The 23,341-nt window shown below is 67.9% G+C and carries 20 protein-coding genes; 7 read left to right on the top strand and 13 right to left on the bottom strand.

All coding sequences use genetic code 11. The features are described from left to right. Positions 1-197: 197 nt before the first annotated feature. Positions 198-1,778, top strand: a complete 1,581-nt coding sequence (locus tag SPHPH_RS0110495; RefSeq protein ID WP_028966652.1) for an aldehyde dehydrogenase (NADP(+)) — start codon at positions 198-200, stop codon at positions 1,776-1,778. 709 nt (positions 1,779-2,487) lie between these two features. On the opposite strand, the gene SPHPH_RS0110505 is transcribed toward SPHPH_RS0110495, so the two are convergent. The 5 genes from SPHPH_RS0110505 to SPHPH_RS0110525 all read right to left on the bottom strand — a co-directional run bounded on the left by SPHPH_RS0110505 (position 2,488) and on the right by SPHPH_RS0110525 (position 10,940). Further along, entirely contained in the window at positions 2,488-4,287 is a 1,800-nt protein-coding gene (locus SPHPH_RS0110505; protein ID WP_028966654.1) for an IlvD/Edd family dehydratase, read from the bottom strand. 53 nt (positions 4,288-4,340) lie between these two features. Continuing rightward, positions 4,341-5,552, bottom strand: a complete 1,212-nt coding sequence (locus SPHPH_RS0110510; RefSeq protein ID WP_028966655.1) for an SGNH/GDSL hydrolase family protein — start codon at positions 5,550-5,552, stop codon at positions 4,341-4,343. A gap of 309 nt (positions 5,553-5,861) precedes the next feature. After that, the gene (locus SPHPH_RS0110515) at positions 5,862-7,184 is read right to left on the bottom strand and encodes an MFS transporter (protein ID WP_051272961.1); all 1,323 of its coding nucleotides are present in this window, start codon (positions 7,182-7,184) and stop codon (positions 5,862-5,864) included. A 130-nt stretch (positions 7,185-7,314) separates the two neighbouring features. Then, positions 7,315-8,526: a D-mannonate dehydratase ManD gene (gene manD / locus SPHPH_RS0110520; protein WP_028966657.1), complete on the bottom strand. Its 1,212-nt coding sequence runs from the start codon at positions 8,524-8,526 to the stop codon at positions 7,315-7,317. Positions 8,527-8,534: 8 nt separating this feature from the next. Further along, positions 8,535-10,940: a glycoside hydrolase family 3 N-terminal domain-containing protein gene (locus tag SPHPH_RS0110525; protein ID WP_051272962.1), complete on the bottom strand. Its 2,406-nt coding sequence runs from the start codon at positions 10,938-10,940 to the stop codon at positions 8,535-8,537. 99 nt (positions 10,941-11,039) lie between these two features. On the opposite strand from SPHPH_RS0110525, the gene SPHPH_RS0110530 reads away from it, so the two are divergent. The 5 genes from SPHPH_RS0110530 to SPHPH_RS0110550 all read left to right on the top strand — a co-directional run bounded on the left by SPHPH_RS0110530 (position 11,040) and on the right by SPHPH_RS0110550 (position 15,770). Further along, positions 11,040-13,118: an alpha-glucuronidase family glycosyl hydrolase gene (locus tag SPHPH_RS0110530; protein ID WP_028966659.1), complete on the top strand. Its 2,079-nt coding sequence runs from the start codon at positions 11,040-11,042 to the stop codon at positions 13,116-13,118. A 60-nt stretch (positions 13,119-13,178) separates the two neighbouring features. After that, a complete protein-coding gene (locus SPHPH_RS0110535) occupies positions 13,179-14,246 on the top strand; it encodes a LacI family DNA-binding transcriptional regulator (RefSeq protein WP_028966660.1) in 1,068 nt (355 codons plus the stop codon). Positions 14,247-14,311: 65 nt separating this feature from the next. Beyond that, positions 14,312-14,983, top strand: a complete 672-nt coding sequence (locus SPHPH_RS0110540) for a glutathione S-transferase family protein (protein WP_028966661.1) — start codon at positions 14,312-14,314, stop codon at positions 14,981-14,983. Further along, positions 14,983-15,354 (top strand): tRNA-binding protein, encoded by a 372-nt coding sequence (locus SPHPH_RS0110545; RefSeq protein WP_028966662.1) that lies wholly within the window; start codon positions 14,983-14,985, stop codon positions 15,352-15,354. Before SPHPH_RS0110540 ends, SPHPH_RS0110545 begins: the two co-directional genes overlap by 1 nt. Continuing rightward, a complete protein-coding gene (locus SPHPH_RS0110550; RefSeq protein ID WP_028966663.1) occupies positions 15,354-15,770 on the top strand; it encodes a secondary thiamine-phosphate synthase enzyme YjbQ in 417 nt (138 codons plus the stop codon). Before SPHPH_RS0110545 ends, SPHPH_RS0110550 begins: the two co-directional genes overlap by 1 nt. 631 nt (positions 15,771-16,401) lie before the next feature. Here the strand turns inward: SPHPH_RS0110550 and SPHPH_RS0110555 are convergent. Continuing rightward, positions 16,402-17,130 carry a class I SAM-dependent methyltransferase gene (locus SPHPH_RS0110555; RefSeq protein ID WP_028966664.1) on the bottom strand — a complete coding sequence of 243 codons (729 nt, stop codon included), beginning with the start codon at positions 17,128-17,130 and terminating at the stop codon, positions 16,402-16,404. A gap of 16 nt (positions 17,131-17,146) precedes the next feature. Continuing rightward, complete coding sequence (locus tag SPHPH_RS0110560) at positions 17,147-17,596, bottom strand: GtrA family protein (RefSeq protein WP_051272963.1); 450 nt, start codon at positions 17,594-17,596, stop codon at positions 17,147-17,149. Between the two features lie 159 nt (positions 17,597-17,755). On the opposite strand from SPHPH_RS0110560, the gene SPHPH_RS0110565 reads away from it, so the two are divergent. Continuing rightward, positions 17,756-19,552 (top strand): AcrB/AcrD/AcrF family protein, encoded by a 1,797-nt coding sequence (locus SPHPH_RS0110565; RefSeq protein WP_238303035.1) that lies wholly within the window; start codon positions 17,756-17,758, stop codon positions 19,550-19,552. 18 nt (positions 19,553-19,570) lie between these two features. Here the strand turns inward: SPHPH_RS0110565 and SPHPH_RS0110570 are convergent, their stop codons facing one another. From SPHPH_RS0110570 to SPHPH_RS0110595, 6 genes are all read right to left on the bottom strand, one after another. Beyond that, positions 19,571-20,188 (bottom strand): MarC family protein, encoded by a 618-nt coding sequence (locus tag SPHPH_RS0110570; protein ID WP_028966667.1) that lies wholly within the window; start codon positions 20,186-20,188, stop codon positions 19,571-19,573. Continuing rightward, positions 20,188-21,057, bottom strand: coding sequence for a bifunctional methylenetetrahydrofolate dehydrogenase/methenyltetrahydrofolate cyclohydrolase FolD (gene folD / locus SPHPH_RS0110575; RefSeq protein WP_028966668.1), 870 nt, complete (start codon positions 21,055-21,057; stop codon positions 20,188-20,190). The genes SPHPH_RS0110570 and folD overlap by 1 nt, the downstream gene beginning before the upstream one ends. Next, positions 21,054-21,356 (bottom strand): DUF167 family protein, encoded by a 303-nt coding sequence (locus SPHPH_RS0110580; RefSeq protein WP_028967999.1) that lies wholly within the window; start codon positions 21,354-21,356, stop codon positions 21,054-21,056. Before SPHPH_RS0110580 ends, folD begins: the two co-directional genes overlap by 4 nt. Then, on the bottom strand, positions 21,353-21,664 hold the full coding sequence (locus SPHPH_RS0110585) for a YggT family protein (protein ID WP_028966669.1): 312 nt from the start codon (positions 21,662-21,664) through the stop codon (positions 21,353-21,355). Before SPHPH_RS0110585 ends, SPHPH_RS0110580 begins: the two co-directional genes overlap by 4 nt. Positions 21,665-21,731: 67 nt before the next feature. Next, positions 21,732-22,637 (bottom strand): acetylglutamate kinase, encoded by a 906-nt coding sequence (gene argB / locus SPHPH_RS0110590; protein ID WP_028966670.1) that lies wholly within the window; start codon positions 22,635-22,637, stop codon positions 21,732-21,734. 14 nt (positions 22,638-22,651) lie between these two features. Next, positions 22,652-23,338, bottom strand: coding sequence for a queuosine precursor transporter (locus tag SPHPH_RS0110595; protein WP_037489467.1), 687 nt, complete (start codon positions 23,336-23,338; stop codon positions 22,652-22,654). Between the last annotated feature and the right edge of the window lie 3 nt (positions 23,339-23,341).

Below are 23,341 nucleotides of genomic sequence, written 5' to 3' on the forward strand. Positions count from 1 at the left end.
AGGCCAATGCTCCCAAACGCAACGACGCGGCACCGGGCAGCATCCAACCGCTCACATCCGGCTGCCGCCCCTGCCCGGAGGCCGCTATTTTCGGCCCCGTCACGACAAAGGCGATGCCGTAGCGGCCACCGCAGGGTTGCGAATCCGCCCCCCGCCGCCTAACTAATGTCCGACTAATTCCCATCACGAGGACGATCATGATCGACGGAGCGATGCTCATCGGCGCCGAGGCGCGTCAGGCTGACAAGCGGTTCACCTCGGTCGATCCGTCGACCGGCGAAACGCTGACGCCGGACTTCTCCTCCGCCGGCCCCGACGCGGTCGACGCCGCCGCCGCGCTCGCCGCCGAGGCGTTCCCGACCTACAGCGCGACCGATCCCGAGACGCGCGCCGCGTTCCTCGAAGCCATCACCGACGAGATCCTCGCGCTCGGCGACGAGCTGATCGTCCGCGCGATGCAGGAAAGCGGCCTGCCGCGCGCGCGCCTTGAGGGCGAGCGTGGCCGCACCGTGGGTCAGCTGAAGCTGTTCGCGAACGTCGTGCGTCAGGGCGACTGGCTCGACGCGACGATCGATCCCGCCATGCCCGATCGCCAGCCGCTCCCGCGCCCCGACCTGCGCCGCATGAACGTCGCGCTCGGCCCCGTCGCGGTGTTCGGCGCGTCGAACTTCCCGCTCGCCTTCTCGGTTGCGGGCGGCGACACCGCCTCGGCGCTCGCGGCGGGCTGCCCGGTGGTCGTCAAGGGCCACCCGGCGCACCCGGGCACCGGCGAGCTGGTCGCGCGGGCGATCGCCAAGGCGGTCGAGAAGGCCGGGCTGCCGGCGGGCGTCTTATCCTATCTTCCCGGCGAAACCAACGAGCTGGGCGGCGCGATCGTCCGCGATCCGCGCATCAAGGCGGTCGGCTTCACCGGCTCGCGCGGCGGCGGCATGGCGCTGATGAAGATCGCCGCCGAGCGTGACGAGCCGATCCCGGTCTATGCCGAAATGTCGGCGATCAACCCGGTCGTCATCATGCCGCACGCGCTCGAAGCACGCGGTGCGGCGCTCGCCCCGGCCTATGTTCAGTCGCTGACGATGGGCGCGGGCCAGTTCTGCACCAACCCCGGCCTCGTTCTCGCGATCGCCGGCCCCGCGCTCGATGCGTTCGTCGAGGCGGCCGGTCAGGCGCTGACCGAGAGCGCGCCGAGCACGATGCTTACCCCCGGCATCCACGCCAGCTTCGAAAAGGGCGTCGAGGCACTCGCCTCGCATGCGGCGGTGAAGACGGTCGCACGCGGCAAGGTCGGCGAGGGCGTCAACCAGGCGGTCGGCGCACTGTTCCGCACCGACGCCACCGCCTTCCTCGCCGATCGCGCGCTGGGGCATGAGGTGTTCGGTTCGTCGTCGATCGTCGTCGCGTGCCGCGATCTCGCCGAGCTGAAGCAGGTGATCGCCAGCCTCGAAGGCCAGCTGACCGCGACGCTCCAGATCGACGCCGAGGACGAGGCGGAGGCAAAGTCGCTGATCCCGGTGCTCGCCGACCGCGTCGGCCGCATCCTCGTCAACGGCTGGCCGACCGGCGTCGAGGTCGCTCCGGCGATGGTCCACGGCGGCCCGTTCCCGGCGACCAGCGACGGCCGCACCACCTCGGTGGGCACCGGCGCGATCTACCGCTTCCTGCGTCCGGTCAGCCTCCAGAACCTGCCCGCCAGCCTGCTGCCGGACGCGGTGTCGGACGCCAACCCCTGGGGCATCGCCCGCCGCCTCGACGGCAAGCGCGAGGCCTCGCCGCGGTAAGCGTTGCGGGTTGATGTGAAACGGAAAGGGCGGCCTCGCCGGGCCGCCCTTTTTCGTTCACGCGGCGGCGCGGAGACGCGGAGGTGCTCCGCCCGTTGCCGCAGGCACGTTCAAAACGAAGTCACATCCGTCATTGCGAGCGCAGCGAAGCAATCCAGAGCCGGATCAGGACGCCCTGGATTGCTTCGCTACGCTCGCAATGACGAATATGATGTGCGGCACGGCGCGGCAAACGCCCCCTCTCTGCGCCTCCGCGCCTCTGCGCGCGATCAATTCGTAGGACGCCGCGAACATGAAGCTGTCGAGCAGGCGACACCGTGCCACTTGCCCCGCGTCCTCGCGGCTGCGCATGCAGCAGTCTTATGCGCGCAGAGACGCAGAGGCGCAGAGAGGTCGGGGGCTACGCATCGTGCAGCTCCTTACAAGGATGTGAAGGGCTACTGGCGCAGCCGGGAGAGACTCCTCGAGCAACCCTCCGCGCCTCCGCGCCTCCGCGTGAGAAATCTTGAGTTCGCGCAGAGCACGCAAAGGACGCGGAGAGGCGGTGCGCTGTGCCACGGTGCGCGGCAGCAACCATCGTCATCCCGGTTGCGGCCGAGAGCCGTGCCTGCGGCGCCCCCTCTCTGCGTCCTCTGCGTGCTCCGCGCGAACAAAAAAGGCGCGGAGAGAAGACCCTCCGCGCCTTCGCGCCTCCGCGTGAACCGATCCGTCAATGGTTGTCGCGCGGCAGCCCCTTGGTCTGTGCGATGCGCTGGTACTTTTCCGCACCTTCGAGGATTGCACCGGTGCTCATCTGCCCGACCACGGCGCGCTGGATCTCCTGCCACGGCGTTTGCGAGGCCGGATAGGCATAGCCCCCCGCCGCCTCCAGCGCCGCGCGGCGCTCGGCCAGTTCGTCGTCGGAGATCAGCACGTTGGCCGTCCCTTTGCCCAGATCGACGCGCACCCGGTCGCCGGTCTTGAGCAGCGCGAGCCCACCCATCGCCGCCGCCTCGGGGCTGGCGTTGAGGATCGACGGCGAGCCGCTCGTCCCCGATTGCCGCCCATCGCCGATGCACGGCAGCGCGTGGACGCCCTCGGTGATCAGATACGCCGGCGGACGCATGTTGACGACCTCGGCCGCACCCGGATAGCCGATCGGCCCCGCGCCGCGCATGAACAAGAGCGTCTCGGGCGTGATGCCGGTCGCCGGATCGTCGATGCGCGCGTGATAATCCTCCGGCCCGTCGAACACCACCGCCGGCCCCTCGAACGCCTCGGGGTCGTTGGGGTTCGACAGGTAACGGTCGCGGAACTCAGGGGAAATGACGCTGGTCTTCATCACCGCGGCGTCGAACAGATTACCCGACAGCACGATGAACCCGGCCTCCTCGACCAGCGGCGCGTCGTACGGACGGATGACCTTCTCGTCCTCGATCGCGACCCCGCGGCAATTGTCGCCCATCGTCTTGCCGTTGACGGTCAGCGCGCCCTCGGCGACCAGCCCCTGCTCCATCAGCTGGTTGACCACCGCCGGGACGCCGCCCGCGCGGTAATAATCCTCGCCCAGATACTCGCCGGCCGGCTGCAGATTGACCAGCAGCGGCACCTTGTGGCCCTGCTCCTCCCAATCCTTGATTGGCAGCTCGACCCCGACGTGGCGCGCGAGTGCCGCGAGGTGGATCGGCGCGTTGGTCGACCCGCCGATCGCCGAATTGACCTTGATCGCGTTGTGGAACGCGTCGCGGGTCAGGATGTCGGAGGGCTTGAGGTCCTCGGCGACCATCTCGACGATCCGCTTGCCGGTCAGGTACGCGACCTCCTGCCGGTCGCGATACGGCGCCGGGATCGCCGCCGAGCCGGGCAGCGACATGCCGAGCGCTTCGGCCAGCGAGTTCATCGTCGTCGCGGTGCCCATCGTGTTGCAATAGCCGGTCGACGGCGCCGACGACGCGACCAGCCGGATGAACTCGGCATCGTCGATCTCGCCCGCCGCGAGCAATTGCCGCGCCTTCCAGACAATCGTGCCCGAGCCGGTCCGCTCGCCCTTGTGCCAGCCGTTGAGCATCGGCCCGACCGACAGCGCGATCGCCGGAATGTTGACCGTCGCCGCCGCCATCAGGCACGCCGGGGTGGTCTTGTCGCAGCCGATCGTCAGCACCACGCCGTCGAGCGGATAGCCGTAGAGCACCTCGACCAGCCCGAGATACGCCAGGTTGCGGTCGAGCCCGGCGGTCGGGCGCTTGCCGGTTTCCTGGATCGGATGCACCGGGAATTCCAGCACGATCCCGCCCATCTCGCGCACGCCCTCGCGCACCCGCTCCGCCAGCACCAGATGGTGGCGNTTGCANGGCGANAGGTCNGAGCCGGTCTGCGCGATGCCGATGATCGGNCGACCCGACTGCAATTCCTCCAGCGTCAGCCCGAAGTTCAGATAGCGCTCCAGATACAGCGCCGTCATGTCGATGTTCGCCGGATTGTCGAACCACGCACGGCTGCGCAGCTTCGTCGGATCGTGGGGGGCGGTCATGCAGGAAGGCTCCAGAACAGAAGACAGGTATATAGTCGGACAAATAGCATCGATCAGCGCAGCGACGCCAGCGAAATTCCTTCCGCCATCGCGCGATACCCCGCAATGCTCGGGTGCAGCCCGTCGCCGCTGTCATAGGCGGGGAGCAGGCGATCAGGCTGCGCCGGATCGCGCATCAGCCGGTCGAAATCGATCACGCGATCGGCGTTGCCGGGCGTACGGATCCACGCGTTGATCGCCTGCCGATCCGCCTCGCTCGCGGCGCCGGGATGGTAATAAGCGTTGCTCGAAAACGGCATGATCGTCGCGAGATGCACCGTCATCCCCCTGGCCCGCGCGCGCGCCACCATCTGCGCATAGGCCCCCGTCACCCCCGCCACCAGCGCGCGATGCGCCTCAGGGGTCACGGGCTGCTCGCGGGTCAACACGCCGATATCGTTGACGCCTTCCAGCACGATCAGGTGCTTCGCCCCCGCCTGCCCCAGCACGTCGCGGTCGAAGCGCGCCATCGCATTCGGCCCCAGCCCGTCGAGCAATACGCGGTTGCCCCCGATCCCGAGATTGAGCACCGCCGCCTTGCCAGCCAGCCGCCGCGCCAGCCCGTCGGTCCAGCGCGCATTGGTGTTGGGCTTCACGCCATAGCCATCGGTGATCGAATCACCGAACGCCACCACCCCGTTCGGCGCGGCGCAGCGCTCGACCTCGATGCCGGAGAACTGGAACCAGTGATCGGTCCCGGTCGCCCCCGTCAGATCGGTCGCCGCGGTCGCATCGCCCTTCGCGATCCACGACGTCGCGCGCGATCCGGGGTGCGAGGTCTGCCCCTCCGGCGCTACGGGCAAATAGGCCGAGACCGCCAGATCGTCGAACGCGGCGACCGGCAACGTCACCGCATCGCTCCAATATTCCGCGCCCGGCGGCACGACCACGTCGCGCGCCCCCCCGAACGACAGCGCGCGCAGGCTGCCCGGCGTCACCCGCGCGCTGGCAAGGTCCGCCGAGCGCGCGATGCTCGCGGCGGCGATGCGCAGCGGCGCGCGCCCAAAGGCGTTCGAGAAGCGCACGCGCACCCGTGCGCCCCCGATCGACGGCCGCACCACCTGCCGCAGCGTCGCATCGCGCAGCGCGTCGGCGGGGAGGACGTTCTCGCCCTGCGGGATCATCTGCGCCGACGCCCACGCCGCCTGCCAGCTACAGGAGCGCGCGGCGGCGGGGGTGGCGGCAAGGCCGAGCAATGCGGCGGCAAGCACGAACGAGGATCGCATGGTCCCTCCAGAAGAAAGAAGGGCCGGCCTCACGAAGAGACCGGCCCGAGGGTCGACGCGCCGAAAAAAGGGGAGAAAATCGGCGCGCCTATCGCATCAGATGCAGAAAGCGGGAGACGGGAAGAATCGGTCGGGGAGGAGGGCGTCCGGGCCACGATCACGGCCGTTCGCAATCGCGACGGCGCGGGCCTGTCGATGCCGAACGGTCGGACGCATCTTCCTCTCCAAGAACGATCCGGTTGACCGGACGGGTCCCGACGTCTTCGCCGGGTACCATTGATAGCGGTATCATACAGATACGATCGATCGTCAAGCACTCTGCGTCAGACGAACGTCGCGGTAGCGCGGGTTGAGCACGTGGAACACCAGCAACGCCACCAGATACGCCACCCCGCACGCGACGAAGAACGGCCCATAGCTCCCCACCGTGTCGAGCAGCAGCCCCAGCGACTTGGACGCGATGAATCCGCCGACCGCGCCCGCGAAGCCCCCGAGCCCGATCAGCGTCCCCTGCGCAAAGCGCGGAAACTGATCGCCCGGCAACGCAAACAAATTGGTCGAGAAGCCCTGATGCGCCGCGCACGCCAGCCCGATCAGCGTCACCGCGATCCAGATGCTGCTCGCCTGCCCCGCGAACATCACCGGCAGCGCGAACAAAGCGCAGGCGAACATCGCCCGCTTGCGCGCGCGCCCCGTCGCCACGCCGCGCTTCAGCAGATGCGACGAATACCAGCCACCCGCGATCGCGCCGAGATCGGCGAGGATGTAGATCGCGACGAGCGGCGGGCCGAAGCTCTTCAGATCATAGCCATATTGTTTATTGAAGAAGTCCGGCAGCCAGAACAGGAACGTCCACCACACCGGATCGATCAGGAACCGCCCCGCCATATACGCCCATGCCTCGCGATGCCGCAGCACGCGCAGGAAGCCGGCGCGGCCCTGATCGACCGCCGGCTCGGTCTCGATCCACGCGCGCTCCTCGATCGTCAGCCGCGGATGCTCGGCGGGCTTGTGGTACAGCCGCCACCACGCGAACAGCCACACCAGGTTGAACAGCCCGGTGATGATGAATGCCCAGCGCCAATCGAGCAGCAACCCGGCGACGATGAACCCGATCAGCAACGGCGTGACCACCGCGCCGACGTTCGCCCCGGCGTTGAAGATCCCGATCGCGAGCGCGCGCTCCTTCTTGGGAAACCATTGCGACGCCGCGGCGAGCGCCGACGGATAGGTCCCCGCCTCGCCGAACGCGAGCGGGATGCGCGCGATCACGAAGCCGGTCGTCGAGGTGACCAGCGTCTGCGCGAAATGGCCGAGCGTCCAGCTCCCCATCGCAAGCAGATAGCCGTATTTCGGCCCCATACGGTCGATCAGCCAGCCGAAGATCAGGAAGCCGATTCCGTAAAAGACTTGAAAATAGCCGGTGACGTCGCCGTAGCCGGTGTTCGTCCAGTGGTAGAGTTCGGTCAGCTGCGGCTTGAGCACCCCCAGCACCAGCCGGTCGACATAAGACAGCACCACCGCCGCGAACAAAAGCGCGCAGATGATCCAGCGGATGCGGCCCTTGGGCCGGGGGACCTCGGCTATGGCGGCCTCGGGCGCATGCTGCGCAGCGTCGGTGAAGTCGCTCATGCGCCTGCCTCTCATACTTCCGTCACCCCGGCGCAGGCCGGGGTCCACCCCTCCGCACGAACAACGAGGCTGGCTCCTGCGGAACCGTGGATCCCGGCCTTCGCCGGGATGACGGGTGAGTGAAACACCCTCACCAACTCCACAGCGTGCCATCCTCCAGCCGGTTCACCGGCAGATACGCGCGCTTGTACTCATACCCCGCCGCCAGCTCTTCATCCACATCGACCCCCAGCCCCGGCGCATCCCCCGGATGCATCATGCCCTGCTCGAAGCGGTACGAATGCGGGAACACCGCGTCGGTCTCGGCGGTGTGCGGCATATGCTCCTGCACCCCGAAGTTCGGGATCGACAGGCCGAAATGCAGCGCCGCCGCCATCGTCACCGGCGACAGATCGGTCGCGCCGTGGCAGCCAGTGCGGACCTGATAAAGATCGGCGAGCGCCGCCACCCGGCGCAGGTGCGTGATCCCCCCGGCATGGACGATCGTCGCGCGCACATAATCGATCAACTGCTGTTCGATCAGCGCCTTGCAGTCCCAGATCGAATTGAACACCTCGCCGACCGCGATCGGCGTCGTGGTGTGCTGGCGGATCAGCCGGAACGCGTCCTGATTTTCCGCCGGGGTCGGGTCCTCGATCCAGAACGGGCGATACGGCTCCAGATCGCGCCCCAGCCGCCCCGCCTCGATCGGGGTCAGCCGGTGGTGGACGTCGTGGAGCAGGTGCACGTCCGGCCCCAACGCCTCGCGCGCCGCCGCGAACAATTCGGGCACAACGCGCAGATACTTCTCGGTCGACCATACCGACTCGCTGGGCAGCGCGGCATCGGCGGGTTCGTAGCGCTGCCCCGGCTTGGCGACGCCATAGGTGGAGGCGAGCCCCGGCACCCCGCATTGCAGCCGGATCGCCTTGTATCCCTTCTCGCGCTCGGCCAGCGCGACGTTGATCGTGTCCTCGATCGAGGTGCCGTTGGCGTGCGCATAGACCATGCACGCCTCGCGGGCAGCGCCACCCAGCAACTGATAGACCGGCAGCCCGGCGAGCTTGCCCTTGATATCCCACAGCGCCACGTCGACCGCCGCGATCGCGGTCATCGTCACCGGCCCGCGCCGCCAGTACGCGCCCTTGTAGAGATATTGCCAGATATCCTCGATCCGGTGCGCGTCGCGCCCGATCAGGCACGGCACGACATGCTCGGACAGATAGGCGGCGACCGCCAGCTCGCGCCCATTGAGCGTCGCGTCGCCGACCCCGGTCGTGCCGTCATCGCAGATAATCTTCAGCGTGACGAAATTGCGCCCCGGACAGGTGATGATGACGCGGGCGTCGGTGATGATCGGCATGGTTTCTCTCAGGCGATGTCGAGCGTGATGGTCTGCACGTCACGGCTGTTGGGGCCGGTCATGATATCGAAGCGGCCCGGCTCTACCACCTCGCGCATATCCTCGTCCCACATGCGGAACGCCTCGGGGCCGAGCGTTAAGCGCACCGTCTTCCGCTCGCCCGGCGCCAGCGTGACGCGCGCGAACTCCTTCAATTCCTTGACCGGGCGCGCCACCGACGACACCTGGTCGCGGACATAGAGCTGCACCACCTCGTCGCCCGGGCGCTGCCCGGTGTTGGCGACATCCACCTCGACCACCACTTGCCCGGCGGCTGCGATGCGCGGCGCGGACAGCCGCGGCGGCGACAAAGTGAAGGTCGTGTAGCTGAGCCCGAAGCCGAACGGGAACAACGGCGCGTCGTCGTCGAACAGGTAACCGCGCCGCGCCGAGGGTTTGTGGTTGTAATAGAAGGGCACTTGTCCGACGTCGCGCACCACCGTCACCGGCAGCTTCGCGCCCGGATTGACGTCACCGAACAACACGTCGGCGATTGCGTGCCCGCCCTGCTGCCCGGCGTACCAGCATTCGACCAGCGCATTCGCGCCCGCCACCACCGTCGGCCATGACGGCGGGCGACCGTTGATCGCGACGACCACTACCGGCTTGCCGGTCGCCTTCGTCGCGCGGAACAGCTCGTTCTGTTCGCCGAGCAGATCGAGGTCGGTACGATCGCCCAGATGCGTCCTGGCATAGCCTTCGCGGCTGGTCTGTTCGGTGTCGCCGATTGCGAGCAGGATCACGTCGGCGTTCTTGGCGACCTCGACAGCCTCGGCGATCAACTGCCGGTTGCGCGCCGGATCGGCGAGCAGCACCTCGTTGGCGGACCGGTCCTCGCTCTGCGTGATGAACACGCCCTGTGCATGGACCACCTCCGCGCGCCCCTTCAGCTTCGCGCGCACCCCGTCGAGCAGCGACACGGGATCGGTCGGGATCGACGAATAGCCGCCCAGCCGGGCCACCGCCGCATTGGGGCCGATCACCGCCACCCGCTTCTGCGCGCCCGGCGTCAGCGGCAGCGTCCCGTCGTTGACCAGCAGCGCGATCGACTTGCCCGCCGCCTCGCGCGCCAGCGCCAGCGCCTCCGCGTTGGCGGTCAGCTTCGCGGCGGCGCGCGGGTCGACCCTCGCCTCCTCGAACAGCCCGGCGCGGAACTTCATCGTCAGCATCCGCGCGCACGCCAGATCGATCGCCGCGACCGGCACCTGCCCGGCGCGCACCTGATCCGCGAGCGTGCGATAGGCGACGCCATCGGGCAGATCGCAATCGACCCCCGCCTCCAACGCCAGCTTCGCCGCACCCTCCTTGGTAGCGGCGACGTGGTGGAAATACTCCAGCTCCGGGATCGCGGCATAATCGCTGACCACCGCGCCGTCGAAGCCCCACTCGCCGCGCAGGATCTTGCCGAGCAACCAATGGTTCGCATGGCTCGGCACGCCGTCGATCTCGTTATACGACGGCATCACGGCGGTAATGCCGGTCTGCTCGATCACCTTGCGGAACGGCGGGAAATAGCTCTCGCGCAACTCGCGCTCGCCCAGCTGCGCGGGCGCGACGTTGTTGCCGGCCTGCGGCTGACCGTGCCCAGTCATGTGCTTCAGGGTGGCATGGACCTTGCCCGGGGCCAGCTCTTTGCCCTCGCCCTGCAATCCCTTCACCGCCGCGACTCCCATCTCGCCGCACAGATACGGGTCCTCGCCGAACGTCTCCTCGATCCGCCCCCAGCGCGGGTCGCGCGCAATATCCACCACCGGCGACAGCGCCAGCGTCGTGCCATGTGCGCGCACCTCGCGCCCGATCACGGACTGCACCCGCTGCATCAGCTCGCGGTCGAACGAACCCGCCATCGCGATCGCCTGCGGGAAGCTGGTCGCGCCCGGCGCCATATAGCCGTGCAGCGATTCCTCGTGGAACAGGATCGGAATGCCCAGCCGCGTCCGCTTCGCCCAGTCCTGCGCGGCATTGACGAACGCGATCGTGTCGGCGGGCTTGCGCCACCGCCCGGTCACGTCGGTCCCGGTGTTGTTCGCGGTCGCCGCGCCGCCGCGATCCGACGGCCGCGCGATCTGCCCGATGCCATGCGGATAGGCCGTGTCGGCCTTGCCCGGCGCAAAGGCGCGCGCGTCGTCCATCACGTCGCGCTTGGTGGTCGACAGCGTGATGAGCTGCGCGACCTTCTCGTCCAGCGTCATCCGCCCCAGCAGGTCGCGGACGCGCAGGTCGACCGGCGCACGCGGGTCGCGATAGATCGGCGTGCTGGCGGCGGCGGGCAGGAAAGCGAGTGCGGAGACCCCGGCGCTCCAGCGCAGCAGGTCGCGACGGGCGATGACCGCGGTCGGTCGACGGGGGGCGGTCACGCGGGCTTCTCCTGACATTCCCGATCTTTCGCCGAGACTTGTGAAATCTTCTGATAGCGGTACCATGACCATTCAAGAGCGGCGTTGTCAATGCCGCCAAAGGTAGCGGGAGCGGAGATGAAGGCACGTTCGGGATGGCTGGGTGCGCTCGCCCTGATGCTAGCAAGCGCCGCGCACGCCGATGACGGCTATCGCCTGTGGCTCCGCGCGCCGGCGACGGCGTCGACCGCAACTACGGTCGCAATCCGCGGCGACACCGCAACGCTGCGCCTCGCCGCCGACGAATTGTCGCGCGGGCTGCCGGCGGGCCTGAGCGTCACCGTCGCCACCTCCGCAGACCCCGGCACCGCGGCGCTGCGACTGCCCTTCGCGCCGCTCGGCGACGAAGGCTATCTGGTCCGCCCCGTCACGCTGGGCGGCAAACCGACGCTGCTGGTCGCCGGCAACAGCGACCGCGGCGCGCTGTACGGCGCCTTCGCGCTGCTCCGGCATCTCGGCACCGGCGGTACGGCGGCGAACGCTACGCTCACCAGCGCCCCCAAGGTGAAGCTGCGCGTCCTCAACCATTGGGACAATCTCGATGGCACGGTGGAGCGCGGCTATGCCGGCGTGTCGCTGTGGGACTGGTGGACGCTCCCCGATCTCCAGGACCCGCGTTACACCGATTATGCGCGCGCCAATGCCTCGATCGGCATCAACGGCACCGTCCTCAACAACGTCAATGCCAAGGCCGACAGCCTCACCCCGCGCTACATCGCCAAGGCGGCGGCGCTGGCCGACGTGTTCCGCCCGTGGGGGATCAAGGTCTATCTCTCCGCGCGCTTCTCCGCCCCGATCGAGCTGGGCGGCCTCAAGACCGCCGACCCGCGCGACCCGCAGGTGGCCGCGTGGTGGAAAGCGAAAGCCGACGAGATCTACCGCGCGATCCCCGACTTCGGTGGCTTTCTGGTGAAGGCGAACAGTGAGGGCCAGCCCGGCCCGCGCGACTATGGCGCCAGCCATGCCGATGGCGCGAACATGCTCGCCGCTGCCGTGAAGCCGCACGGCGGAATCGTGATGTGGCGCGCGTTCGTCTATGCCGAAACCGATCCCGAGGACCGCGCGAAGCAGGCGTATACCGAGTTCAAGCCGCTCGACGGCACCTTTGCCGACAATGTGCTGGTGCAGGTAAAGAACGGCGCGATCGACTTCCAGCCGCGCGAACCCTTCCATCCGCTGTTCAGCGCGATGCCGAAGACGCCGCTGATGGTCGAGTTCCAGATCACCAAGGAATACCTCGGCTTCGCGACCCACCTCGCCTATCTCGGCCCGCTGTTCGAGGAAGTGCTGTCGGCGAAGACCGGACGCGGCAACGAAACGGTCGCCAGCGTCGTCGACGGCAGCAGCGAGCGGCACCGGCTGACCGGCATCGCGGGCGTCGCCAATATCGGGCGCGATCGCGACTGGTCGGGCTCGACCTTCAATCAGGCCAATTGGTACGCGTTCGGCCGGATGGCGTGGGACCCGACGCTGACCGCGCAGCCGATCGCGCGCGAATGGGCGCAGCAGACCTTCGGCCCGAACCCGCAGGTGATCGACACCGCGGTGGCGATGATGATGGGCTCGCGCGAGGCGGTGGTCGATTACACCGGCGCGCTCGGGCTCGCGCATCTGATGGCGACCGGCCACCATTACGGGCCGGGGCCGTGGGTCGCCGACCTCGCGCGCCCCGAATGGAACCCGGTCTATTACCACAAGGCCGACCGCACCGGCATCGGCTTCGACCGGACGAAGACTGGCAGCAACGCGGTCGCGCAATATGCGTCGCCGGTCGCGAAGCGCTTCGCCGACTCGAAGACCACGCCCGAGCGCGACCTGTTGTGGTTCCACCATGTCGCATGGGACCGGAAGATGGCGTCGGGCCGGACGCTGTGGGAAGACCTCGTCGCGCATTACGATCGCGGCGTCGCCTATGTCGCGGCGATGCGACAGCAATGGGACGGCGTGCGCACGCAGGTCGATGCCGAACGCTGGCAGAAGACCGCCACCTATCTGGCGGTGCAGGAGCGCGAGGCGCGCTGGTGGCGCGACGCCAGCCTCGCCTACTGGATGTCGGTCAACGGCCGGTCGCTGCCCGCCGGGGTCGCGCCGCCCGCGCACGATCTGGCGTGGTACAAGGCACAGTCCTTTCCCTACGTTCCGGGTCATCACGACTAATCTCGTGCTTGCCGACGCCGCTCGGGCCCGCCAAGAACCGTAGCATATGGATTGCCCGGCATGAACGAACCGCGCGGATCGCGCCGCCAACGCAACGCCCCGACGATCAGCGACGTCGCGGCGCACGCGGGCGTGTCGCCGATGACGGTCAGCCGCGTCATCAATCGCGAAGGCAGCGTTCGCGACGCGACCCGCGAACGCGTCGAAAAGGCGATCGCCGCGCTGCGCTATGCGCCGTCGGCGGCGGCACGGATGCTGGCCGGGGGCGAGGATTTCCGCCTCGGCGTCCTGCACACCACGACCAGCCTGTTCTATTTCAGCGAGTTTCTGGTCGGCTGTCTGGATCAGGCCGCGCGCCAGAACGGGCAGATCATCGTCGAGCAATGCGCCGAGGGGGCGGAGCTGGCCGCGATCGAGCATCTGCTGAACGGCCGCGTCGACGGACTGCTGCTCCCGCCCCCGCTCGGCGATGCCGAAACGGTGCTCGCGATGCTGCGCGAGCGCGACGTGCCGGTCGTCGCGGTCTCGACCGGGCGCGCGCCGGAATGGGCGCTGTCGGTCAGCATCGACGATCGCAAGGCCGCCTACGAGATGACGCGCCATCTCGGCACGCTCGGCCACCGCCGGATCGGTTTCATCACCGGCGCGGCGAACCAGAGCGCGACCGGCGAGCGGCTCGCCGGCTATCGCGACGCACTGGCCGACATGGCGCTCGACGCCGACGACGCGCTGATCGCCGAGGGCAATTTCGGCTATCGCTCCGGGCTCGATGCGGCGGAACGCTTGCTCGATTTGCCCGACGCGCCGACGGCGATCTTCGCCAGCAACGACGACATGGCCGCCGCAACCGTCGCGATCGCGCACCGCCGCGACCTCGACGTGCCGGGCGACCTCACCGTCTGCGGCTTCGACGATTCGGCGCTGGCCACCACGGTCTGGCCGGAGCTGACCACGATCCGCCAGCCGGTCAGCGACATGGCGCGCACCGCGGTTGACCTGCTGATGCGCGAAATCCGCCAGCGGCGCGGCGGCAGCAGCGAGGATCATCCGCATGTCGTGGTCGATTACGCGCTGATTCGGCGACAGTCGGACGCGGTGCCGCGCCGTCGCCCGCGCGCCACGGGCTGATCGTCCCGAACCCGCGACGAAGGCGCTTCCCCCCGCCCCCTACTTCAGCCTAACAGCGCCAATATATGTGGCAGCTCTATCAGTTCCCGCTGTGTCCGTTCACGCGCAAGGTCCGTACCCTCCTCAATGAGAAGGACGTCGGCTATCAACTCATGCGCGAGAACCCGTGGGAGCGGCGCGACGCGTTCATCGACATGAACCCCGCCGGGCAGACCCCGGTGATGACCGACAACGAACGCGGCGTCGTGCTGGTCGATTCGATGGCGATCTGCGAATATTTCGAGGAGACGGTCGAGCGCGTCGCGATGATCAACGGCACCGCCGCCAACCGCGCCGAGATCCGGCGGCTGGTGGCGTGGTTCGACACGCATTTCTACCGAGACGTCACCCAGCCGCTGCTCGACGAACGCATGATCAAGCGCATCGCGCACCGCATGGCCCCCGACGCGTCGCGACTGCGCGAGGCAATGAAGTCGGCGGTCGGGCACCTCGATTACATCGACTTCCTGCTCGATCACCGCAAATGGATCGCCGGCTCGACGATCAGCCTCGCCGATCTCGCCGCCGCGGCGCAGATTTCGGTCGCCGACTATCTCGGCGGCATCGACTGGGCGGGCCATGCGCTGACCAAATCATGGTATTCGGCGTTCAAGAGCCGCCGCAGCTTCCGCCCGCTGCTCGCCGAACGGATCAGCGGGATCGAACCGCCCAGCTATTACGAGAACCCGGACTTCTGATGCACGCCACGCACGACCCCGCCGCCCCGCCCGCACCCGCGATCGGGTTCGACGACTTTCTGGCGGTCGACGTGCGGGTCGGGACGATCGTCGCCGCGGAGCCGTTGCCCGAGGCGCGCAAGCCGGCGTTCAAGCTGACGATCGACTTCGGCCCGACGATCGGCACGAAGCGTTCGTCGGCGCAGATCACCGAACATTACGATTGCGACGGGCTGGTCGGGCGACAGGTGGCGGCGGTGGTCAACTTCCCGCCCCGCCAGATCGGCAAGTTCATGTCGCAGGTCCTGACGCTCGGCTTCCCCGACGCGGAAGGAAAGGTCGTTCTGGTGCATCCAACCATTCCTGTGCCGAACGGCGGGCGCCTTTTCTGATGCGACAGGCGCACGGCAGATTGACGATCGCGACGCGCGGAGCGGGGCTGGTCGAGGTGACCGACGCGGTCACGGCATGGCTGGACGCGCAGGCTATCACCGACGGCCTGCTGACCGTCTTCTGCCGCCACACCTCCGCGTCACTCATCATCAACGAAAACGCCGCTCCAGCGGTGCGCCGCGATCTGGAACGCTATTTCCAGCGGCTCGCGCCCGAATCGCGCGACTACGAACATGACGACGAAGGGCCGGACGACATGCCGGCGCATCTGAAGACCGCGCTGACCAACGTCTCGCTCGGCATCCCCGTGGTCGACGGCCGGATGGTGCTGGGCACATGGCAGGGTCTCTACCTTTTCGAACACCGCGCCGCCCCCCATCGCCGCACCCTCGCGCTGCATGTGATCGGCGAGTAACCCGGCCTCTCGAAACGTCGTCCCGTAGAGAAAAACGTCGCCCCGTAGAAAAGGCCGTCGTACCTGCGAAGGCAGGGACCCATGTCTGCATCGTCCGGCAGCGCCCTCGACACAAAACCCGCCGCCCATGTGTCAGCGAACGACACAAACTCGACAGCCATAGGCCCCTGCCTTCGCAGGGGCGACGGCTGGATCATGATACCGTGCGTTCGACTATATCGTTCGTCATTGCGAGCGCAGCGAAGCAATGACGGCTTAGGTGGACGTCATCACGCGTTGAAGTGCCCGACGCGTCGCCCCGCCTTCGAACAGTCGTTCCGTAGAGAAAACCGTCGTCCCTGCGAAGGCAGGGACCCATGTCTGTATCGTCCGGAAACGCCCTCGACACAGAACCCACCGCCCATGTGTCAGCCGACCACACAAACTCGACAGCCATAGGCCCCTGGCTTCGGGGGGGCGACGATGGGAGCGCGATCGCTCAAAGTTGACGCGTCACCCCGGCGAAGGCCGGGGCCCAGTTGGGGGACGCTGATGCCGCGCATCGCGCTTCGTCACCGGCGCCTTCCCAATTGTCACCCCGACCTTCGCCGGAGTGACAGCCGAAATGACGCAAACCAGTGAGAAACCAGCCCTACCGCGGCTCCGCCAGCGTCAGGATCGACACGCCGGTCGGCATCGGCACCCGCCCGACCAGATACCGTTCCAGCCCGAAAATCCGCTCGAACAAGGCGTTGAGCGGCGCCGCGGGCGGCGAGTCGTCGCTGTCGTCGCGGCCGGTCAGCCGGCCCGCGACCCGCGCCGCGGCCGCCAGCGGAAACAGCAGCGAATTGAAATAGGTCAACCCGCGCTCCTTCAGCCCCGCCTTGTGGATCGCGCCCAGCAACGTCTTCTTCGAATAGCGGCGGTGATGGTGGTTCACCACGTCGTGCGCGCTCCACATCCATTGATGCGCGGGCACGGCGATCAGGATCTTGCCGCCGGGCGCCAGACACTCGCGCATCGCCGCCAGCGCCGCGACATCGTCCTCGATATGCTCGACGACATCCAACACCGCGATCAGATCGTAATGACCGCGCGGCACGCCCGGCAGCGCGGGGAGCGGGGCATCGCTAACCGGCTTGCCCAGCCGCTGGCTGGCGATCGCGCGCGCCGCCGGGTCGATCTCGATCGCATCGACGTCCCCGAACGCCCCGAGCATCGGCAGGTTGTGCCCGGTGCCGCAGCCGATCTCCAGGATGCGCGCCGATGCCGGCAATTTGCCTTCACGGGTCAGATAGTCGGCGAGGATGTCGCGGCGCGCGCGATACCACCAATGGGTGGAATCATGCTCGGCCATGCGATCATAGACGCGGCGGTCCATCAGCGATTACTCTTGTTCAAGCGAACACCCAGAAACGATAAAGTACGAACGTCACCATCGGCGTGACGAACACATTGGTGACGAGCGGCCACCAGGTCGCGCCGTGCATCGGCCCGGTCAGGAACCACACGAAGAAGGTGTTCAGCGCAAAGCTGACCAGCGTGACCACCAGAAAGCGACCGCCCGTGCGCGAGACATTGTCACGCGCGCCGACGTCGCGGAAGCTCCAGCGGCTATGGATGACATAGCCGGCCACCATCGACACCAGATAGCCGAGCACGTTGGCGATCAACGGCCAGACGCTGCGATGCTCCAGCGGCCAGCGCACCTGCGCATAGGTGGCGATCGGCCAGTAGACCGCGGCATAGATCGCGGTGGCCGCGCCCCCGGTCAGCCCGAAGCGCACCAGCTGCCAGAACAACGCACGCAACTGCTCGATCTTGCCGTGTGTCTGCAACGTCGCCACTGGCTTGCCCCTTTCGCCGCCCGACTAGGCCGGCACGTCGGTGCTGGCAATGGTCGCGTGTGTGCGAGCGCGGGACGCCCGTTGCCGTTTCCTCGCCCGCGGCCTAAGCATCGCCGGATCGACGGGCCGCCCTTTACGGTGCGGCGTGAAGGGAATGTGTTGACCGATCATCTGTTGCCGCCCGCCCCGCTCGACCGGGCCGCGCGGACGCTCGACCGCCACTGGCTTCGCCTGACGTTGCTGGCATGGGCCGGCATCGCGATCTGGTACGTCTGGCAACGCTGGGCGGCGATCCACTGGCTGTCGCTGGGCGACACCGACGACAACATGCGGCTGATGCAGGTCCGCGCGCTGCTGGACGGTCAGGGCTGGTTCGATCTGCGCAACTACCGGCTCAATCCGCCGGGCGGATTCGACATCCACTGGTCGCGGCTGGTCGATCTGCCGATCGCCGGGTTGATCGTGCTGCTCCGCCCGTTCGTCGGCGTGGCGGAGGCCGAGCGACTGGCGTGCGGCATCGCGCCGCTCCTCCCGATGGCGGTGGTGCTGGTGGCGATGGGCGCGACGCTGCGTCGGCTGGTGCATCCGCTGGCGTGGCCGCTGGGCATCGCGCTATTCCTCGCCACCAACGTCGCGCTCGGCATGTTCATGCCCGACCGGATCGACCACCACGGCTGGCAGCTCGCGATGCTCGCGGTGACGGTCGCCGGGCTGTGCGATCCGCATCTTCGGCGCGGCGGTGCACTGGTTGGCACCGCGACCGCGATTTCGCTCACGATCGGGCTCGAAATGCTTCCCTATGCCGCGATGTCGGGGGGTATTATCGCGCTCGCCTGGGTCTGGGAGCGCGCGGAACGTGAACGGCTGGCGCTTTACGCGCTCTCGCTCGCGGGCGGCGTGGCGGCGGGATTCGCCGCTTTCACCTCTTATGCCAATCGCGTCTATCGCTGCGACGCGCTGACCCCTGTCTATGCCTCGACCGTGGTGCTGGCCGGCGGACTGCTGCTGGCGCTCGCGTTCATTTCACCGCGCAAACCGTTGATACGCTTGCTGCTTGCTGTCGCGGCGGGTGCGGTGGTGGCGGCGTTCTTCGCGCTCGCCTTCCCGCAATGTCTGGGTCGCCCCGAACAGGTTTCGAACGAACTTTACACGAGCTGGCTGTCACAGGTCCGCGAAGCCAAACCGATCTATCGCCACCCCCTGCGCGTCGCCCTGCCGATCGTCACCCTCCCGCTCATCGGATTAATCGGCGCATTATTCGCGACTTGGCGGGCGCGGCGGCAGCCGACCTTGCGCGGCTGGGCGTGTGTGGCGCTGTTCGGCGCCTTCGCCGCGCTGATGCTGTTGTGGCAGGCGCGCGCCGGACCCGCGGCGCAACTCCTTGCAATCCCTGGCGCTTCGGCGCTGGCGTGGATGGCGGTGCCGTGGCTGATGGCCCCCCGCTTCTGGTGGGCGAAGGCGGCGGCCGCGGCGGCGCTGTTCGTGATCGTTTCGGGCAGCTTCACGCAGATCATCATCGACCAGTTCAAGGTCGATCGCCCCAACGCCTATGTCCGCCGCGTCAACAAGGCGACCGGGCGCTGCCTGACAATCCCGGCGATGCAACCGCTTAACCGCTATCCGGCGCAGACCGTCTTCACCTTCGTCGACCTCGGCCCGCGGCTCATCACGTTGACGCATCACAATGCGATCGCCGGACCCTATCACCGCAACGGCGACGCGATCCTCGACGTGCACCACGCCTTCATGGGCACGCCGGAGGTGGCGCGCGCGATCATGAAGCGCCACGGCGCGACGATGCTGCTGGTATGCCCGGACATGGCCGAGTCGACCAACTACCGCGCCAAGGCGCGCGGCGGCTTCTACGACCGGCTCGCGAAGGGCGAGCATTTCGAATGGCTGGTGCCGCTGCCGATCAAGAAGGGATCACCGTTCCGCGCGTTCCGCGTGGAATAGGCAGTCGCCATCAGCGGGTTACCGCAACTGCTCCATCACCCCGTCGATTACGAACTGCACCGCCAGTGCGGCGAGCAGCACACCAAGCAGGCGGGTGATGACCGCCTCGATCTTCACCCCCAGCACCCGCATCAGCGGCCCGGCGGCGAGCAGCGCCATCAGCATCAACAACAGGTTCGCGGCCAGCGCCGCCATCACCACCGCGGTCTGTTCGATCCCGTGGCTGCGCGCGGTGAGCAGCATCACCGAGGCGATCGATCCCGGCCCGGCGATCATCGGCATCGCCATCGGGAAGATCGAGACGTCGTCAGCCTCTTCCTCGGTGATCTTGGCGGCGCGGTCCTCGCGGCGCTGGGTGCGTTTCTCGAACACCATCTCCAGCGCGATCAGGAACAGCATCACCCCGCCCGCAATGCGGAACGACGCCAGCTCGATGCCGAGCGCGTGGAGCAAAGGCTCGCCCGCCAGCGCGAAGACCAGCAGGATACCCGCCGCGACCATCACCGCGCGGATCGCCATTGCGCGGCGGTGCGTCGCGGTGGCGCCGGCTGTGAGCCCGGCGAAGATCGGGGCGCAGCCGGGCGGATCGATGATGACGAAGAGCGTGATGAACGAGGAGACGAACAGCTCGATCATCAGAGCGCCGGATCGACCGCGATACCGGCGCGGCGCCCGGCGGCGACGAGCGTGTTGCGCATCAGCACGGCGATCGTCATAGGGCCGACCCCGCCCGGCACCGGGGTGATCGCGCCCGCGACCTCGGCGACGCGCGGATCGACGTCGCCGACCAGCCCGTCATCGGTGCGGTTGATGCCGACGTCGATCACGGTTGCGCCGGGCTTGATCCATTCCGGCTGGACGAACGCGGGGATGCCGACCGCGGCAACGACGATATCGGCCTGCCGGACATGTCCCATCACGTCGCGCGTGCGGCTATGGACGGTGGTGACGGTGCAGCTCTGCTGGAGGAGCAGCGCGGCCATCGGCTTGCCGACGATGTTCGAGCGGCCGATCACCACCGCCTCCAGCCCGGCCAGATGCGGGTGGATGTCCTGAAGCAACATAAGGCAGCCCAGAGGCGTGCACGGCACCAGCCCGTCGAGCCCGGTCGCGAGTCGCCCGGCATTGACCGGGTGGAAGCCGTCGACGTCCTTGTCGGGGTCGATGCGGGTGATGACCGCCCGCTCGTCGATGTGTTTCGGCAGCGGCAATTGGACGAGGATGCCGTCGACCGTCTCGTCGGCGTTGAGGCGATCGACCAGCGCGATCAGTTCCGCCTCGCTCACATCGGCGGACAGGCGGTGCTCGAAACTTTCCATTCCGGCCGCAAGCGTTGCCTTGCCTTTGGAGCGGACATAGACCGACGAGGCCGGGTCTTCGCCGACCAGCACCACGGCGAGGCCGGGCTTGCGCCCCGCCTGTTCGGTGAAGGCGGCGGCCGCAGTGGCGACACGGCCGCGCAGGGTGGCGGCAAAGGCTTTTCCGTCGATGAGGCGCGCAGTCATGGCGCGACCGCATAGAGCGAAGCGGCGGCGCGCGCCAGCACCTGTGGATCGCCCGTAATCGTCAACCGCTTCAGGCGGGCGGTCTGGCCGGCCACCAGCGCCACGTCGCGCTTGGGCACGCCGAAATGTTTGGCGACCAGCGCGAGCAGCGCCGCATTCGCCGCGCCATCGACGGGCGCGGCGGAGAGGCGTGCCGCGAAATGTTCGTCGGTGCCGGCGAGCAGCGCGTCACGCCCGCCGCGCGGGGTAACGCGCACCGCGATCGCGATCCCGTCCGCCGTCTCGCGCCAGGCGCTCAGATCGCCGCACCGCCGGTCATCGCGCTGATCGCGATATTGTTGAGGATGATGTTGAGGATCGCCATCAGCACCAGCACCACCGCCGGCGCGAAATCGATCCCGCCCGTGTTCGGCAGCATCCGGCGGATCGGCCGGTACATCGGCTCGGTCAGTCGATCGAGCCCTTCGTACAGCGAGCGGACGAAGTTGTTCGAGGTGTTGACGACGTTGAACGAGATCAGCAGCGACAGCACGAATTGCACGATGATGATCCACCAGACGAGGTTCAGGATCACCTGCAGGATCTGGATGATGGTGGTCGTCAGCACGCCGGGCGTCTCCCAATAGGTGTGCCGGTAATGTAGAGCACCGGCGGGCGGATCGAAAGGCTGCCGCTTATTTGCGGATCAGCGTGCCTGCACCGCGCTTCGTAAAGATTTCGAGCAGCATCGCGTGCGGCACCCGCCCGTCGAGCACGACGGCAGCGTCCACGCCGGATTCGACCGCAGCGACGCACGTCTCCAGCTTGGGGATCATCCCGCCCGAGATCGTGCCGTCGGCTCGCAGCTCGGCGACAGCGGCCGGGTTCAGGTCGGTGACAAGGTTACCCTGCTTGTCGAGCACCCCCGCCACGTCCGTCAGCAGGAAGAAGCGCGATGCGCCCAGCGCTGCCGCGATCGCGCCCGCCATCGTATCGGCGTTGATGTTATAGGTATGGCCGTCAGCGCCAATGCCGATCGGCGCGATCACCGGGATGATCCCGTCGCGGCTGAGCGAATCGATGATCCGGCGATCGACCGCGACCGGCTCGCCGACGAAGCCGAGATCGACCTTGCGCTCGATTCCCTGCAGCGGATCGGGGTCGCTGCGGCCGACCTTTTCGGCCTGCACCAGCCCGGCGTCCTTGCCCGAAATGCCGACCCCGCGGCCCCCGGCGCGGCCGATCCAGCTGACGATTTCCTTGTTGATCGATCCCGCGAGGACCATCTCGGCGATCTGCGCGGTTTCGGCATCGGTGACGCGCAAGCCATCGACGAAGCGCGATTCCACGCCCAGCCGCTTGAGCATCCGCCCGATCTGCGGCCCGCCGCCGTGGACGACGACCGGGTTGATCCCGACCGCCTTGAGCAACACCACGTCCTCGGCGAAATCGGCCTGCGCCTCCGGATCGCCCATTGCATGGCCGCCATATTTCACGACGAAGGTCGCGCCGGCATAGCGTTGCAGATACGGCAGCGCCTCGACCAGCGTTTCGGCCTTCAAGGCGGGCGACAGGTTCGGATCGGTCATGTGCGGCGCCATAGCGGCGGAGACGGTCAGGCGTCCAGACGGCGACCAATCGCGACCAGCGCGTAGATCAGCGGTGGGACGAGCGCGATCGACAGCACGACCTTGGCGAGCATCTGCCCCGCCATCAACCAGCCGACCGCCGACAGCCCGAAGGCGATCGAGATGAACAGGATCGAATCGACGATCTGGCTGAGCGCGCTGGCGGTTGCGGCTCGGAACCACAGGAACTTGCTGCCCTCCCGCCCCTTCAGCCACGAGAAGATCGTGACGTTGAGCGTCTGCGACACGCCGTACGCGACGATCCCACCCGCCCAGATCCACGGCGTCGCGCCCATCATCTGGTTGAACGCCGCAAGGTGACCGCGGTCCATCTCGGGTGCGGCGGGCAGGACGAGCACCACCAGCGTCAGAACCATCGACACCAGCAAGGGCACGAACCCCATCAGCACCAGCCGCCCCGCCACCTTCTGCCCGTGCAGTTCGGCGACCGCGCTGGAGGTGACGACCAGCAGCAGGAACGCGAAGATCCCCGCCTCGACCGCGAGCGGCGGCAACCCGACCAGCGGCCCAAGTTGCGAGATCGGGCCGAGCGACACCTGCTTGTTGCCGAGCACCCCGGCGATGCAGACCATCCCGCCGTAGAAGATCGAAAAGGCGAACAGCGAGGGCGAGATCGCACGGCGCGCGATCGGACGATGGTCGGGGGCTTCCATCGC

The sequence above is a fragment of the Sphingomonas phyllosphaerae FA2 genome, from assembly GCF_000427645.1.
GTDB classification, from domain to species: Bacteria; Pseudomonadota; Alphaproteobacteria; order Sphingomonadales; family Sphingomonadaceae; genus Sphingomonas; species Sphingomonas phyllosphaerae.